Source organism: Psychrobacter sp. (assembly GCF_030457785.1).
GTDB lineage: Bacteria > Pseudomonadota > Gammaproteobacteria > Pseudomonadales > Moraxellaceae > Psychrobacter.
The window spans coordinates 1-16,892 of the sequence record NZ_JAKDUI010000029.1 but is presented as its reverse complement, the minus strand read 5'-3'; the positions used below and the strand labels follow the sequence as shown (position 1 = coordinate 16,892).

General features: G+C 45.3%; 14 protein-coding genes and 1 pseudogene. 8 read left to right on the top strand and 7 right to left on the bottom strand.

Annotation, left to right across the window (positions count from 1 at the left end):
- Positions 1 to 16: 16 nt before the first annotated feature.
- Positions 17 to 865 (top strand): aldo/keto reductase, encoded by an 849-nt coding sequence (locus L0J61_RS02860; RefSeq protein WP_301464808.1) that lies wholly within the window; start codon positions 17 to 19, stop codon positions 863 to 865.
- A 206-nt stretch (positions 866 to 1,071) separates the two neighbouring features.
- Here L0J61_RS02860 and ccmE read toward each other — a convergent pair whose 3' ends face one another.
- The 5 genes from ccmE to ccmA all read right to left on the bottom strand — a co-directional run bounded on the left by ccmE (position 1,072) and on the right by ccmA (position 4,697).
- On the bottom strand, positions 1,072 to 1,572 hold the full coding sequence (gene ccmE / locus L0J61_RS02855) for a cytochrome c maturation protein CcmE (RefSeq protein WP_301464807.1): 501 nt from the start codon (positions 1,570 to 1,572) through the stop codon (positions 1,072 to 1,074).
- Between the two features lie 356 nt (positions 1,573 to 1,928).
- Positions 1,929 to 2,150 carry a heme exporter protein CcmD gene (ccmD, locus tag L0J61_RS02850; RefSeq protein WP_301464806.1) on the bottom strand — a complete coding sequence of 74 codons (222 nt, stop codon included), beginning with the start codon at positions 2,148 to 2,150 and terminating at the stop codon, positions 1,929 to 1,931.
- A 16-nt stretch (positions 2,151 to 2,166) separates the two neighbouring features.
- Positions 2,167 to 2,955, bottom strand: coding sequence for a heme ABC transporter permease CcmC (gene ccmC, locus L0J61_RS02845; RefSeq protein ID WP_301464805.1), 789 nt, complete (start codon positions 2,953 to 2,955; stop codon positions 2,167 to 2,169).
- A gap of 239 nt (positions 2,956 to 3,194) precedes the next feature.
- Positions 3,195 to 3,881 (bottom strand): heme exporter protein CcmB, encoded by a 687-nt coding sequence (locus L0J61_RS02840; RefSeq protein ID WP_301464810.1) that lies wholly within the window; start codon positions 3,879 to 3,881, stop codon positions 3,195 to 3,197.
- 186 nt (positions 3,882 to 4,067) lie between these two features.
- Positions 4,068 to 4,697, bottom strand: coding sequence for a heme ABC exporter ATP-binding protein CcmA (gene ccmA, locus L0J61_RS02835; protein ID WP_301464804.1), 630 nt, complete (start codon positions 4,695 to 4,697; stop codon positions 4,068 to 4,070).
- Positions 4,698 to 5,015: 318 nt separating this feature from the next.
- On the opposite strand from ccmA, the gene L0J61_RS02830 reads away from it, so the two are divergent.
- From L0J61_RS02830 to L0J61_RS02815, 4 genes are all read left to right on the top strand, one after another.
- The gene (locus L0J61_RS02830) at positions 5,016 to 6,122 is read left to right on the top strand and encodes a hypothetical protein (RefSeq protein ID WP_301464803.1); all 1,107 of its coding nucleotides are present in this window, start codon (positions 5,016 to 5,018) and stop codon (positions 6,120 to 6,122) included.
- 383 nt (positions 6,123 to 6,505) lie between these two features.
- The gene (locus L0J61_RS02825) at positions 6,506 to 7,291 is read left to right on the top strand and encodes a YbjN domain-containing protein (protein ID WP_301464802.1); all 786 of its coding nucleotides are present in this window, start codon (positions 6,506 to 6,508) and stop codon (positions 7,289 to 7,291) included.
- A gap of 153 nt (positions 7,292 to 7,444) precedes the next feature.
- On the top strand, positions 7,445 to 8,362 hold the full coding sequence (locus L0J61_RS02820) for a histone deacetylase (RefSeq protein WP_301464809.1): 918 nt from the start codon (positions 7,445 to 7,447) through the stop codon (positions 8,360 to 8,362).
- Positions 8,363 to 8,445: 83 nt separating this feature from the next.
- The gene (locus tag L0J61_RS02815; protein ID WP_301464801.1) at positions 8,446 to 8,652 is read left to right on the top strand and encodes a DUF2905 domain-containing protein; all 207 of its coding nucleotides are present in this window, start codon (positions 8,446 to 8,448) and stop codon (positions 8,650 to 8,652) included.
- A 32-nt stretch (positions 8,653 to 8,684) separates the two neighbouring features.
- On the opposite strand, the gene L0J61_RS02810 is transcribed toward L0J61_RS02815, so the two are convergent.
- Positions 8,685 to 9,467: a sulfite exporter TauE/SafE family protein gene (locus L0J61_RS02810; protein WP_301464800.1), complete on the bottom strand. Its 783-nt coding sequence runs from the start codon at positions 9,465 to 9,467 to the stop codon at positions 8,685 to 8,687.
- 133 nt (positions 9,468 to 9,600) lie between these two features.
- The gene (coaBC, locus tag L0J61_RS02805) at positions 9,601 to 10,956 is read right to left on the bottom strand and encodes a bifunctional phosphopantothenoylcysteine decarboxylase/phosphopantothenate--cysteine ligase CoaBC (protein ID WP_301464799.1); all 1,356 of its coding nucleotides are present in this window, start codon (positions 10,954 to 10,956) and stop codon (positions 9,601 to 9,603) included.
- A 142-nt stretch (positions 10,957 to 11,098) separates the two neighbouring features.
- On the opposite strand from coaBC, the gene radC reads away from it, so the two are divergent.
- The 3 genes and pseudogenes from radC (at position 11,099) to L0J61_RS02790 (ending at position 16,802) form a co-directional block, all read left to right on the top strand.
- Positions 11,099 to 11,782: a DNA repair protein RadC gene (radC, locus tag L0J61_RS02800; RefSeq protein ID WP_301464798.1), complete on the top strand. Its 684-nt coding sequence runs from the start codon at positions 11,099 to 11,101 to the stop codon at positions 11,780 to 11,782.
- Positions 11,783 to 12,120: 338 nt separating this feature from the next.
- Positions 12,121 to 14,559: pseudogene (locus L0J61_RS02795) on the top strand (acyl-CoA dehydrogenase); the annotation flags it as partial.
- Positions 14,560 to 15,431: 872 nt separating this feature from the next.
- Entirely contained in the window at positions 15,432 to 16,802 is a 1,371-nt protein-coding gene (locus L0J61_RS02790) for a dicarboxylate/amino acid:cation symporter (protein WP_301464796.1), read from the top strand.
- The last annotated feature ends 90 nt before the right edge of the window (positions 16,803 to 16,892 follow it).

The following is a 16,892-nucleotide window of genomic DNA, read 5'->3' as shown; positions in this document are numbered from 1 at the left end:
ATAAAAGGATAATAATATGAGCACTAAAACTTATAACATCCGTACTGCAGGGCAAGCCAATATTCCAGTATTGGGATTGGGTACTTGGCAGTCGACCGAGCAAGACTGTGTCGACGTCGTCAGCCAAGCATTACAAATGGGCTATGAGCACATCGACACCGCGCAAGCTTATGGCAACGAAAAGCAAGTCGGCGAAGGCATCAAGCAGTCAGGCGTGGCGCGTGACAAATTCTTCTTAACGACGAAAATTTTCCCTGATGATATGAAGTTCCAACCTGAGAAGTTGGTAGCCGCTGCAAAACGCTCTTTGGAAGATTTGGACACGGATTATGTCGACTTGTTGCTATTGCACTGGCCAGACGACCGCGTGCCACTGTCTGAAACCATTCCTGCATTATGTGAGCTGCAAAAACAAGGATTAACACGCCATATCGGTGTTTCTAACTTTAACATTACCGATATCATTGAAGCCAAAAAATACGCTGATGTGCCAATTGTCGTCAACCAAGTTGAGTTTCATCCGTTTATCAAGCAACAGACTTTGCAAGAATTTTTGAACAATCATCATATTTTATTGGAAGCATACTCGCCACTCGCGCGTGGGGGTGTGTTTGAAAATGATACCATCAAAGAAATTGCTGACAAGCACAATGTGACACCCGCTCAAATATCATTGGCTTGGATTTTATCAAATAAAGACCGCGTTGCTATCCCAAAAACGGCTAACCCTGACCACCTACAGGGCAACTTGGACGCCATCAATGTCCAGCTAAGTGCCGAGGAGCTAGAGCAAATTGGCCGTCTAGCACGTAGTGATGGCCGTAAAATCGAACACCCTGATTACAGTCCTGTGTGGGATGACTAAGAGCTTTCATTTAGAGTTTGGGGCATCTGTTTCGGATATGGCGTCCAGAGCGCCCTATATCTAAACATTCTTACTTATATAACTTTATTTCTACCATAAAAAAATCGCCGCTAATTTCTTAGTGGCGATTTTTTACGTGCAGCGTATGTCGATTTCTAGGTATCGGTTTTTAAATATCAGTTTTACCTGTCACTTTTTATGCCACCTTACTGTTGCAGCGTCTGAGTTTCATGAACTGGCTCTGCTGGGTTATATTGCTCAGACTCTGGTGTGACCCCGTTTCGGTTGTTTTCTTTCATGGACTTGGCAACCTCTGGCGGCATGTAGTTTTCATCATGCTTTGCCAATACTTCACCAGCGACAAAGGTGTCGCCCTGCATTTTACCGGTAGCGACGATACCCGAGTTTTCAGCAAACAAGTCTGGCAAGATGCCTTGATAGGTCACTGGTACTGTTGATTCAAAGTCAGTGATTGCAAACTCAACATTCAAAGGGTTGTCTGGAGCACGCTGCACGCTACCCGAAACGACCATGCCACCTGCGCGGATACGCTTGTCTTGTGGAGCTTCACCTTGTGCGATAGCTGTCGCATCAAAATAATAGTCGGTTTGTTGCCCGATGGCGTAAATCACCAACACCACAGCGACGGCGGCGCCTGCAAGCGTAAACATAACCCACATCAGTTTTTTGCGACGAACTGCGTTCATACTACTACCTTATTGAAGCGTTGCTGTCTTACAAATTTTAATCAAGCCCATCTACGACGGATATCGTTTCAAGCGTGCTCAGCCTACCTATGTAGTACGCTCACACGATGAGCATCCAAGTTATCTAGGAACGGCTATATTGATCTATAAAACAAAAGTATTGAAGAAACCAACATTAAAAAGACTATTCCAAATAGAAAGACTCCCTAAGGATCTTTCTAGTCGTACTTTTCTCACTGCTATATGGTAGCACTTTTCAGGCAAATCAATAAGCGCTATGACGACTGTTGCAGTCACATGTCTGCTAGGTAACTAAGTATAAATAAACAAGACAAGTATATGATATTGAAATACTTTTAACGTGTGCTTCCAGTTTTATAATTAGGCGTTTTACTTGTGCGCTGCGCTTGGCGCGCTTGCTGAATGGTCATCTGTTTGATAAGCGTTTTTCGCTGTCTGCGACTATACACAACAAAACCCAGCATAACGCCAACGGCAATGGCCCAACACGACCAAACAAAAACACCATGCTTACCCATGGCGATAAACTCAGACACGCTATAAAAGTATGGCTGCATAACCTTTTCCTAACTGTTATTTGTTTTGACCACGAATGTATTCTTTGACCCAAGCTTTGCCTTGATCACGATACAGGATAAGGGTATTGGTACGATAAATTGCCAAGGTTGCCACCAGCAAATAGGTGCCAATAACCATCAACAACAACGGCATCCACATATCTGCAGACATTTTTGGCGCTGCCGTCAAAGTAAACGTCGCGCCTTGATGCAAGGTGTTCCACCACTCTACAGAATACTTAATAATAGGTAGGTTAACCGCACCAACGATGGATAAAATAGCAGCCGCCTTACCGCGGTTGGCCGTATGCTCAAACGCAGCAAATAGCGCCATCACACCTGCGTACAAGAACGCCAAAATCAGCATAGACGTCAGCCGTGCATCCCACACCCAATAGGTGCCCCAAGTTGGTTTTGCCCAGATAGAACCTGTAATCAAACTAATCACACAAAGCAAGAAACCCATTGGTGCCAGTGCTTGCGCCACCAAACTGGCTGTCTTGATTTTCCATACTAAAAAGATGACGCCTAATATAGCAAGCGCAAAATAAATAGAAATGGCAATGCTGGCTGCTGGCACATGAATAAAAATAATTCGATAGCTATTACCCTGTAGGTAATCAGGCGGCGCAAACGCCAGTCCCCATACACTACCAATCAGCAGACAAATACCGGCAAGTATCGCTAACCACTTGACCCAAGGTGCAAAGATGCGAAAAAACTGCTTGGTACCTACAGTGGTCAAAAAGCCCTGCCAAATGCGCTGCCAAAGGCTAGGAGATGAGACATTTTTCAGGTTGGGCATGAGAATAAACCTATTTGCACAGCATATGGTTTTTAGAAGCAGCGCGTTGAGTGCGCTACTACCTACTAGCCTGCCGGCGTTGAGCACTGGATAAAATCTACAAGTAACTGTCGATATACTTAATTGGCTATTATAGCAAAGTTGCTTGTTTTCAACACACTGTTACGACAAAGGTTTTTATAAGGACTCTTCATACAAATCCGTTATACAAGGTCGCCGTCATGCGACTTGCTTCATTTTTAGTTCAACCAAGACATTTTTAAGGTCATTGCAATCACCCATGGCATGACCAAGACAGAAACGATACTTCCCGCCAATAACAACGCCAGTATCGGTAACCCATTCATTCCTGTGGCAAATAAATCAACCGCTCCAGTAGCAAAAATCAGTACCGGCAACTGCATCGGCAGAGCGATCAAAGGCACCAATACCGCGCCATTTTTTAATGATAGCGTCAAACTACTAGCAACCGCTGAGAGCATCAACAGCATGGGACTACCCGTCACAATAGATGCCATTAATATCCCGGCTTCAAACCAACTGAGCTGAAATAACGGCACAGCGAGCAAACTGAGCACAGCCACGATGCCACTGCTAAAAACCCAGTGAATAACCAAACGGATAAGCACCCATAACGATAGTGATGCTTTTGCGACGACCAACTGCGCCAACGTACCGTTATCAAGCGCTGGCTTAAACAAACCATCAACACCCATCACTAGTGACAGTAACGCAGCAATCCATACGGCCGAAACCCCAAGGCGTTGCAGTAGCGCAGGCTCGCTACCTACGGCCAATGGGAACAAGGTAATAATGACTAAAAATAGCACCAAAGGATATAACCACTGCACGGCACCTTGCTGCTTCACTTGCCACTCGCGCTGCCACAACTGCACAAAGCTGATATCATGCGCAGCCGCTGCCATCACTTGTGAGCTTTTATGTGCCATTTGTGCCGGGCTGTCTTGCCATGACTTGTCTGTCATTATCCGTCCTTTCACTGATACGTCTCACGCTTATCATGTCGATGTATATGCTTACTCGATACAGCGAGCCTGATATCATCACTTATCTTTATTTTCTTTGGCTCTCGATTAAGCCCTAGCGCTTGATTAAACCATGTAGTCTGACAAATCGAGCTGTTGATTGGCAACACCGACAGCCTGATGACTGGTCATCAATATGGAACCTCCAGCCGCAGCAAAATCACACAGCCGATCCTCCATACGCGCGACCATATCGACATCAAGCGCAGTAAAAGGCTCATCAAGCAACCATAAAGGTGTGATATCAGCGGTCAGTAAATACAGCCGCGCCAGTGTGATACGGCGCGTTTGCCCTGCCGAGAGATGGCTTGAGCTAATCGTCTCAAAGCCTTGCAATCCTACCCAAGTGAGGGCGTCGTCGATATCATGAGCACTTGGCGTAATGCCATATAAATTTAGCAAAAACGTCAAGTTTTGCGCGACAGTGAGGTTGGGATGAATACCTAACTGATGCGAGACATATAAAGGTCGAGCCGGTAAGCTGGACTCGCCCCGATAGTAAATCTGACCTGTCAATATCGGCAACAAACCCGCCAACTGCATGAGTAACGTCGTTTTTCCTGTACCGTTAGCACCAATGAGATGACAGATACCACCAGCAGATAAATTGAGCGTCACCCCTTCACATAACGGTATTTCACCACGCTGAACCGTCAACTCATCGAGCGCAAGTAAGGCTGTATTCAAAGCCGTCATCGAAACCTCTTTTGTTTATGAAACCGCAACCCATATTGACGACGAACACAAGTAGCGTTCGTGGCATAATGTTTTATGCTTATACCATGCATCAAGCTTAAGTAACAAAAAAAACCATGTTAAAACCACTGAATGGTTACCTGTTACTAATTGGTGATATGCTCAAGTGTTATATACAGTAGACTACAGCATAAAGTAAAATAAAACCTATTAACACGCTGTAATCCAGTCTGACGCCGCTAACCGCACAATTATAATGTTGGCTTGACTACAACCACACAGTATAACAAATTGCCCATTACTATGACTTCAAAACCTATGCAAACTTCGAAAGATAACCAAACGACAGACACTCAAAACTCAGTAGCGGACGAACCAAAAACTCATAACCACGCGTCAGCTGCTCAACCTAATACCCACGTAACAAGTGCAAACCTCACGATACACAGCCTAATCGACGCTCAAGTTGCTTTTATGCAGCAATGGTTACGCAAGCAGGCACAGCCACTTAGCATAGAGGCTTGGCAATGGTTTAGTGAGCAACCACTGCATAAATACATCAGTAGCGACGATGTGCAACACCTCGTGACGGATTGGCTGCTGAGCCAACCGATGAGCGAAGTCATGCGTACTGATATCCGTGATATTTTGCACACTGTCATTTATCATCCAGTCAACGACGACGTGCCATTGTCCGAGCTGATTGACGATACTCAGGTTGCGACGCTGGCCAACTACGTGGGCAGTCATGAGCAGCAGCGTAATATTTTGATTCATACACTGGTCGGCAATGAAGCCTTTGCGGACTTGCTGACGCAGACGCTGTACCACGCTATAAACGACTTTATGGAGACCACGCTAGAAAAAGCAGGCGGCGTTGGTAAACTCATGAAACTTGGGCGCAGCTCTTTTGAAAAAGCAACCAATAGAAACCTTGACGAAAAACTGCAAACATACTTGCATCGCAACATTAAAGACTTGACTCGCCGCGCAGAAGCCAATGCCCAAGCACATTTGTCAAATGAAGAAGTGGCGCGGCTATTAGTCACAGGCTGGTCACGAATCAAAGATCAGCCGATCAGCGAAATACAAACCTATCTAAACGACGAGCCTGATAATAGCAGTATCGATCATATAGAAGCCAGCATCCAACAAAGCTACAACCGCCTGCGCGTGTCGCCTTACCTACACACCCTGGTGACAGCAAGCATCAACACATGGTATAGCAACCACCAGACAGATACCATCGCGACGGTAGCAGCGAGCTTATATATCGATGAGCAAGCGATGACTCAACTAAGCACGAGTTTAGTACCAATCGTGCAAGACGCACTGGACAGCCCATGGTTTACCGCACATACTCGGGAGATGCTAAAAGCGTTTTATGAACAGCCTGATATACAAGAAGGGCTTGGCTTGAGATAGCCTGAGACTAAATAAAAATTTTTTGATAGCTTAACTATAAATAGGACCTGCTAGAAATAGGGTCTATTCGGGCACAACAGCCAAGTAAAATTATATCAGCAACCTGTTTTTGTTCTGAAACTAGGGCATACCATCATTTAAACAGTGAGACTTAAAATGAGATAAATTGACGCTAATCAAGGAAAGAATCTTGTGAATACGAGTAGCAAAATTTAGCCACTTTAAGGTCTCTAAATGATTAAATGTGTTAATTGACGACACGCTCTAGGTGGGACAGATAATACCTATACTAAGCGCCTGACAGTGTATCTATCAATATGCAATGCACCTGTCAACATACCCCTCGATGCATTCAACAATTACTAACTGATCAATGCAATATTATGAGTCAACGAAACAAACTTAGCTGGTGGCAAAAGCTCAAACGACTACTGACATCTCCTGCGCCAAAATCGGTCGTCGGTAATGCCGGGCCGACGCCAAACCTGTCTGAGTCAGTGATTGACGCTGAGCTGAATCGTGAAATAGGACATAAGCAAGCTTGTCGCAAGAAAACCGCAGATGTGCCTAATGAGGCCAGCAACAGCAAACACACTTCAACCAGCACGCCTGCTCAAAAAACTAAATCGCATAATCAAGACAGCACTGCCATTGTCGACTGTCTAAAAACATACTTTAATGATAGAAATTGGAATCATACTCACTATCGCCCTAATAATAACGACGGCCAACAGTCGCATCATTTATCACTTAGGATATGTCACAAACAACTCAACTGTGGTTATTTGTTTCGAGCGCAGGAAGGCAACCGGCTGCTGGCTGTTTATGGAATCTTGCCATTTTTGATACCAGAAAGTCATCAAAACGCAGCGATACTGCTGATTACTCAAATTAATTACGACATGCTGATTGGCAACTTAGAAATGGATATTAATGATGGTGAAATACGCTACAAACACGCCATTGATGTCGAAGCAGTTGGTATTAATGACGATATCATCGAACATCTGATACAGAGCGTGCTTGCCATGACCACGGTTACTCATGAGCTGTTTAGTGACCTAATCAATAATCAAAATCCTGCTGAAGACATGCCAAGCTTACTGGCAGATCTACGCCAACAAGCAGACTCACGAACGTTCTTTTTGCCGACACAAGCCTTTCAATAAGCACGCTGAAATGGGTTTTAGCGTAATAGCAGAGACTAATTAGCAGAGGCTAGTATCGTCTGTTGTTAGCTTCCTCAAAACTACGAAAACAAGCTGTATTTGACAGTACTTTATTACATTCCAAGACACTTCATGACAAACACTACTGAGCCTATGTTAAAAATTGCTTACTCCGATATCTTTCGTTATTCCGTCCCTGATAAACATCGCTTTCCCATGCAAAAATATACGATGATTCCTGAACGTCTGTTGGCGGAAGGAACCATCACCACTCACAACTTTTTTGCGCCGGAACGGCTGACCGAAGAAGAGATATTAACCACCCATACTCAAGATTACTGGCACAAACTCAAGACCCAAACATTGCCGCGAAAAGAAGCACGCCCCATCGGGTTTGAGATGACTGAAGCCTTAGTAGAGCGTGGCCGCCACATCGCCCATGCGACTTATGAGTGTGCGTTATATGCACAGCAATATGGCGTGGCAATGAACGTGGCTGGCGGAACTCATCATTCATTTGCCGATCATGGCGAAGGATTTTGCGTCTTCAACGACGTCTGTATCGCCAGTAATTTATTACTCAACCGCAACCAAGCACAAAAAATTCTAGTGGTTGACTTGGACGTCCATCAAGGCAATGGAAATGCCAGCATCATGGCAGATGAGCCACGCGTTTTTGTATTCAGCATGCATGGCGCCAAAAACTATCCCTTTCGCAAAGAAACCTCAGATTTGGATATCGAACTCACCAACGACACAGGCGATGCTGAATACTTACAAATCCTAAAAGAGGCGCTACCACGCCTCATCAGCGAAGTCGCACCAGATATGATATTTTATCAATCCGCTGTAGATGTATTGGCGACGGACAAACTGGGTAAGCTGGGTTTGACGCTAGCAGGTTGCAAAACACGGGATGAATATGTGTTGCAGCAAGCAAAAGCGGCTAGCATTCCAATCGCTATCGTCATGGGTGGTGGTTATTCTGAGGACATCGAAGATGTGGTCGAGGCACACTGTAATACTTTTCGTCTAGCCCAAAAAATGTATTTTAGTGACATTAATGGATAATATATAAAACGCCTTGATAACCAAAAAACCTCACATCATCAGCATATTGACGTAATCAACCGACAGAATGGAGGGGTTTTTGTATGGCAAAGATATTGATTGGCGTTGGCGTTGTATTGATTGCGATAGGCGTTATCTGGCTGATATTTCCCAACGCGTTCTCGTGGATAGGCAACCTACCAGGAGATATCAAACATACATCAGGCAATACTCGGGTGTATTTTCCTATTGTCACTATGATAGTGATCAGTATCGTTGCTAGCATTTTATTGAATATCTTTAATCGCTGATTGTGCTGTCGTTTGAAGTGAACCATAGCATGCTAGAAAAATGCCGTAACACCTTGCCAACCAACACGAATACCAAGCACGGTCAAAATCAATAAAATAAGCTGACGAAAGCGAGATTGCGGCAGGTAACGACGTAAGCGGATACCGACGAGCAGCGCAGCGACGGATAACACACTCAGCACAGCAACCAGCTGCCATTCACCAGTGCTAAGCGCCATAATAGGCTCACGCAGGACGATTATTTGGGCGATTTTTCCCAAAAAATAACACATGTTACCGACTTTGGCGATGGTGTTTTTATCATCACTGGCAGACAACAAATACATCATCAATATCGTAGACATCGCATTGGTCGAGCCACCAATAACACCCGCACTAAAACCAACAACTATCAAAACAGGCTTGGTGTCTGGCAGGCGAATCTGCTTACCAAGTAAACTGCTGATGACATAAAAACCAATCACTACTGCCAATAGCAATAAAATATAAGCGCTATCGACCCATAGTAAGAGCTTTGCGCCTAGAATACTTCCAAGCAAACTGGTCAATGCTAATAACCAATAACGCTTGCCATAATAAATAAAGTTTTGCCAAATACTGCGACCACCGCCTGCCAGCCACGTCATCATATTGAGCAGCAGTGATGGGAATATCGTCAAAACAATCGCATGTGTCAATGGATACATACTAGCGAGCGCTGTCGTCGTCACCAACGTCACCCCTAGCCCACTGATACCATGCAGCAAAGATGCCAATGCAAAGATTGCAACCAGTAATAACGTCTGGGTGCTGTCGCCATCCATCATATTAGTCATAATCTTTAGTGCCTATAATATTAGTGCTTATAAGTAGTGCTTATAAATAGTACCTATAACAAATGCTTATAAATTAGCACCTATATTAAGTGCCTATAAACGATAACTATAGACCAATGCGATGAGGACAAGGCTAGGCATTGTGTCGTTGCCAAATTGCTTCGCCAATGATGCTTGCCAACTGCTTAGCGATATCATCTTTGCTCGCTTTTTCTAGGGTAATGCTGTCATGCTCATATCGCTCCGAGAAAAACACCTGCATGGCATTATCATCACTAGCAAAACCAATATCTGCTCTTGAAACATCATTGCAAGCGATCAAATCTAGGTTTTTCGTCACCAACTTGCCACGTGCATAGTGTTCGACATCTTGTGTCTCTGCCGCAAAACCAACGACAAACAGCTCTGGGTGAGCAAGCGAGATAGTCGCTAAAATATCTGGATTTTTGACCAAACTCAATGTCATCGCTTCTTGGGTCTTTTTGATTTTTTGCGGAGCGGCTTCTTCGGTACGATAGTCGGCGACCGCTGCAGTGGCAATAAAGATATCAGCCATTTTCACGCTATCATCAGCGTTATCTTCGTGCTCGTACTCATGGTGATGATGATCATGATCGTGCGAGTGATGATGGTGCTGATGTTCATGTTCGTGTTCATCTTCCGGTACGTGCTGTAGCGCACTATGCGTACCATCCACGCACTGCTGCGACGCCAGTAGCATCTCTTTAGCAGACAATACATCGATGCGTGTGACTTTCAGCGGCGTCGGCAGCGCCACTTTACCACCTGTGATCAAGACAACTTCTGCGCCAGCCGCCACACAAGCACGTGCTAGGGCAAAGCCCATTTTCCCCGAAGAGTGATTGGACAAATAGCGTACCGGATCGATCGCCTCTACCGTCGGTCCTGCCGTGATGACCACCCTCTTACCTGATAGCAGCTGAGGCGTGGTTTGCATCGCCTTGAAAAGCAACACTTCAGCCAATAACTGCTCAGGCTCAGGCAATCTACCTGCTCCCACATCGCCGCATGCTTGCTCACCGCTATCCGGCTGTATCATCTGATAGTCCATATCTACCAACGTCTGGACATTAAGATTGACCGCTGGATGTGCCCACATCTGCTGATTCATCGCGGGAGCGATAATGACGGGCGCTGTCGTCGCTAGGCATACAGTCGTCAGTAAATCATCCGCCATACCCATTGCCAGACGCGCCAACGTATTGGCAGATGCCGGTGCAATAACGACTAAATCAGCCCATTTTGCCAGCTCAATGTGCCCCATGCCTGCCTCGGCTTGCTCATCGAGCAATGAGATATGCACCTCGTTGCCAGTCAATGCCTGCAAAGTCAAAGGAGTGATGAATGCTTGTGCGCCTGTGGTCATGATGACACGCACATCAAAGCCTGCTTTTACAAGCAAGCGAGCAAAGATAGCAGATTTATAAGCGGCGATACCGCCGGTAATGGCAAGCACGATATTGGACATAAGCATGGCAACAATAAAAAAGTGATAAGATAAAATTGCACTTATAGTAACAATTATGAGATAAATTGGGTAAGAATTCCCACATTTATTCGACTTATCTATAAACGCACCTCTCAAAAGGATGACTTCTCAAGGAGTGGCAATGGCCATCAAAGACTGGCACGAAGATGACCGACCCCGTGAAAAGCTATTAAAGCTGGGGGCTTCTCGGCTGTCTGATGCTGAGATATTAGCGATATTTCTGCGCACGGGTACTCAGTCACAATCAGCGATTGAGCTGGCTCGTCATTTGATTGACAAGTTTGGTAGTTTGGCAGAGTTATTGGCCGCCCCAAAAGAAACCGTGCTCGCCTGCCATGGTATTGGCCCTGCTAAATATGCGCAGATTTTGGCATCACTGGAGATGGGTAGGCGCTATTTAGACAGTCAGCTCAAAACTGGTCAAGCACTTGGGCATTCGCAAATGGTCAAAGACTATATCGCTACTCAGTTGCGTGGTGAGTCTCGCGAAGTGTTTGCGGCACTCTGCCTAGACAATGCGCTCAACTTGCTGAATTTTGAGATACTCTTTACTGGTGGCATCTCATCATGCTCAGTTTGTATCAAGCACGTCCTTCGTCACGCTCTGAATCACGCTGCCAGCCAATTAATCATCGCCCACAACCACCCTCACACTGACGCCAAACCATCGACTGCGGACAATCTACTCACCTATGAGTTAAAAAAAGCCTGTGACTTGTTGGACATCGCACTGGTCGACCACATTATCGTTGGTCGAAATGACACTCTATCCTATGCCGAACGCTGCCTAGCTCCTTTTAACTGATGACGGATTTTTACTGTCTTCGCAAGCGAATAAAAACACAATCAAATATGAGTTATGATACATATTATCGACACAGCGTAGCACTTTAGCGCTTGATAGTTGTCACTGACTGTTTCATATTGGTGGCTAGTTTTGTTTTTTACTTTTGTTTATCGTGCACCATCGCTGTAAACTAAACAACCAAGAGTCGAGCACCACACAGAATAATAACTCATCTGGCTCAATTTAGCGCTTCCCATGTTTAGTTTAGCGCTTTCCACACTCAATTTAGCGCTTCCCATATCATGCAGTTGCACGCTTTGATATAGCACCACACAAATATTATAAAGGAGACAGTCATGGCAATTGGCTTATTTATTTTGGCAGTTCTCATTCAATTAGCCATGGTTTTAACCATCTTTTTATTGGCTTTATCGCGAGTTACTGGCAGCATTGTGGCGCTGGTCACTATCATTGTTACCGCCATCATCAGTCCATGGTCACTCATTTTGGGAGTACCAATAGCACTGATTTGCTTGGTGCTGCTCATTGATCCTATCCGCCAATCACTAATCACCAAACCCGTGTACAAGGCTTTGGGTGGTGCTATGCCAAGTATGAGTGACACGGAGCGCGAAGCGCTTGACGCTGGCACTAGTTGGTGGGAAAAAGAGCTCTTCATGGGCGCGCCAAATTGGGAGGCATTTGCTGAATACCCTTATCCAGAACTGTCAGAAGAAGAACAAAGCTTCATCGATAATGAAGTAGAAACGCTCTGTGCGATGCTTGATGAGTGGAAAATTCAACATAAAGACAAAGAGCTGTCACCAGAAGCTTGGCGGTTTATTAAGGCCAACGGCTTTTTAGGTTTAATCATTCCAAAAGAGTTTGGTGGATTGGCATTTAGCTCTTACGCTCAAAGCCGCGTCATGAGCAAAATCGCTTCGCGCTCGCCGACAGCAGCGGTGACATGTATGGTGCCAAACTCGCTCGGTCCTGGTGAGCTACTGATGCACTATGGTACAGAAGAGCAGAAGCAGCACTGGTTACCAGGTCTGGCCAATGGCGATGAGATACCTTGCTTTGGTTTGACCGGCCCTGAGGCTGGTTCTGATGCTGGCGCGATTCCTGATACAGGCGTGGTTTGCTACGGAATACATAAAGGCGAGCAAGTGCTTGGCCTGCGCATGAACTTCTCCAAACGCTGGATTACATTAGCGCCTGTCGCGACTGTCGTGGGCTTGGCATTTAAAATGCATGATCCAGAAGGTCTGCTCGGTGATCTTGAAAAGACGGATTACGGCATCACCTGTGCGCTCGTACCTGCCAGCCATCAGGGCGTCATCATAGGACCACGCCATAACCCTATCGGCTCGCCATTTATGAATGGTACAGTCGACGGCAAAGACGTCTTTATCCCACTAGATTACATCATCGGTGGCGTCGAAAACGCTGGTCGCGGTTGGCGTATGCTGATGGAGTGCTTGGGCGTTGGTCGCGGCATCTCCTTGCCAGCTCTATCGACCTCAGCCAGCGAGATGACTTATCTATCCGTTGGTGCTTTTGCCAAAGTACGTGAACAGTTCAAAATATCCGTTGGTAAGTTCGAAGGTGTACAAGACGCCACTAGCCGTATGGCGAGCAACACCTATATGCTAGAAGCCTTCCGCCATCTGGTCACATGCGGACTAAACCAAGGCGGCACGCCATCGGTCATGACAGCCATGGCAAAGTACTATGCGACCGAAACCATGCGTAGCGTGGTCAATGACGGGATGGATGTCGTTGGTGGTCGTGCAGTACAGATGGGGCCTAGGAACTTTTTGGCAGTACCCTATCAAGCGATTCCAGTTTCCATCACCGTCGAAGGCGCAAACATCCTAACGCGCTCATTAATGATCTTTGGTCAAGGCGCAATGCGTTGCCACCCATACCTCTTTGATGAGCTGCAGTTACTACAAAGCGAAGATAAGAAAAAAGCGACACAAGAATTCGACACTCTGTTCTTTAAACATTTAGGCTATACCTTCAATCGTGGTGCCAAAGCGTTTGTCGCAGGCTACGTCGGCGGTAGTAACAAAGCACCGAGTTTTGCTGATGGCTTTAGTCGTCCTTATTACAAACACATAAACCGCTTGAGTGCTGGTTTTGCTTTGACCGCAGATATGGCGCTTGGACTGCTCGCTGGTGACTTGAAACGTAAAGAGGTGCTGTCTGGTCGCTTAGCCGATATCCACAGTCACTTGTTTATCTCGACTGCTATCTTGCAGTTTTATGAAAATGGCAGCAAATCAGATGCTGAACGTTTGCATGCTGAAGTAGCGTTACAAAATAGCCTTTACACGATTCAAGAAGCATTCCAGTCATTCTTTGATAACTTCCCAAATCGCCTAGCAGCTCGCTTGGTGAGCTTTGTCACCTTTCCTAGTGGTCGGATTTTCACACCGCCGAGTGATGAGCTCAAGCGTAGACTGGGTGATACCTTTATGGAAGACTTTGAGGCAAACCCTTTCCGCGACTATCTAAAAACGGTGATTTATTACAACACCGAAGAGGACGACGTGACAGGACGTATGGAATTCGCTTACCAAACGCTTCGTGGCATCGAACCATTATGGCAGAAGTTTAAAAAAGCTGAGCACAAAGACAGCTTTGAAGGGCTCAGTTTTGAGGATCATGTCGTCTATGCCAGCCAAAACGGTGATATCACTGAAGAAGAAGCAGAGGTTCTCATTCAATACAACGCCATACGCTTCGACTCACTGTTGACGGATGTCTTCGATAAAAATCTATTAAAAGCTCAAGACCGCCCTAACCCTCATAGCATTGAAAACGCAGTTCACCAACTGACCAATTATGCGCAGATAAAAAGCGAAGCGCAGACCAGAAACGGTATCGTGGCTGATACAAAGGCTGCGAGTGATGACGCAAACATACCTACAAATACAGAACAACAAACTGGGGGCGCCAACCCCAACCACGGTTACGAAGATGACGGTGATGCAGAAATGGTGGCTGAGCAGGATACTGTGAAAGAATCACGCACGCAGACCGACTTTGACGACTCTAACCCTGATGAACAAGCGCTAGATCATCGTCACCGAGATGCAGAATCCTATCTCAACGAGCGGATGAGCCACAATCACAGCACTGACAATCACAGCACTGATAGTACTAAAGGCGCTACAGCCTCTGATACCGTTGCAAGCTTTGATAAAATTGATAGCGCAAAGGGTACGGAAGACCTAACGGGCGCAAACAATCACACAAAGCAAGCTCATATGACTGGCGACGAGCGACATGATGATCTAAATCATAAGGACTCAGATTCAGATATTCGTGACCGTATTGACGATAGTCGTTCTGACAAAAGAAATGGCTAGCGCTTGCTAGCACCAAACGAAAAAAGACCGTCGATGTAGACGGTCTTTTTTTTGGAATCAAAACTTACAGACAAGATTTGTCGCCACCCTTTTCATTCGTACGCCACCATATAATATAGAAAAATCTTGCAGCAACCATAACAATTATTTTATATTGTCCAAAAACCTAATATAAAAACGACCGAATTATTTTTTGGAAGTCAGAATATAAGGGCCAGCGATAGTAATCATCAACGCATTGGTTTGGTAGGGTATCACCTAACACTGCGAACAAAAGGGTAGAGCTTATGTGGAAAAATATGGGACTGACAGGCAAGATTTTGATTGCCATGCTTTTAGGTATCGTCCTAGGGCTATTTATAAATTATGCAGGACTGAACGCCGAAGGCGGCTTCATTGATACATATATCATTAATGGATTCCTTGCCATTGTCGGTAAGTTATTCGTCAACTCACTAAAAATGCTCGTCGTACCATTGGTTCTTATCTCATTGATTTGTGGGGTTTGTGGTATTGGCGATATTCGTTTGCTTGGTCGCATCGGTACCAAAACTTTTCTAATCTATATGATGACCACTGCTTTGGCGATTGCAACGGCAATCGGTCTGGGCTCATTATTTGGTATTGGTAAAGGTATGGACTTAGTATCTGATACCAGCTTTGAATCAAAAGAAGCGCCACCTTTACTGGATGTTTTCTCAAACATTGTACCTTCCAACCCTATTAGTGCCATGGCGAATGGCGATATGCTGTCGATTATTTTCTTCGCAGTATTGATTGGTATTAGTATCTTGATGGTTGGTAAACCAGCAAAAGGCTTGGTGCAAAGCTTAGAGCTGATTAATGAAGTTATCCTAAAAATGGTAACCATCATTATGAACCTAGCACCTTACGGTGTATTCGCACTACTAACCAAAGCAATGTCTGAGCTTGGTTTGGACTTAATTGTCTCACTATTTGGTTATGTGGCCGTATTGGTTGGCTCATTGGCTTTCCATTTCTTCGTTACCATGATGATTGTTTTGAAGCTTTTCTCAGGATTATCAATCAAGACTTTCTTAGCCAAGATGCGTGAAGTTCAGATATTCGCATTCAGTACATCAAGCTCAAACGCAACCATCCCAGTGACCTTACGCACCGTCACGAAACGCATGGGTGTAAACAACTCTGTTGCCTCATTTACCGTTCCTTTTGGTGCAACTATCAACATGGATGGTACAGCAATCATGCAAGGGACAGCGACGATCTTTATCGCAAACTTGTATGGTATTGACCTGGGTGTCACTGAGTACTTGACCGTTATTTTAATGTCAGTATTGGCGTCGATTGGTACTGCTGGTGTACCGGGTGTGGGTCTGATCATGCTTTCAATGGTATTTGCACAAGTTGGCTTACCTATCGAAGGTATTGGCTTGATCTTGGGTGTTGACCGCTTGCTTGATATGTTACGTACTGCCGTTAACGTCGGTAGTGATGCTGCCGTAACGACTATCGTGGCAAAATCTGAAGGCAAAATGGATGTTGCTATCTACAATGACGCGAACGCTGGTACTAAAGATGTATTTGATGGTCATATCGACGAAGACAACGAGCGTAACTTCTCTGAAATCTTCAGTGATGGCAAGATGGGTAGTGATTACGATGATCGTCCGGACTAACCTTTCTCCTGAATAAACAAAGCTAAGATAAAGACTATGAACTACCCACTACCTTAGAGGTAGGGGTTTCTTAGGTAATGCTCATACTTG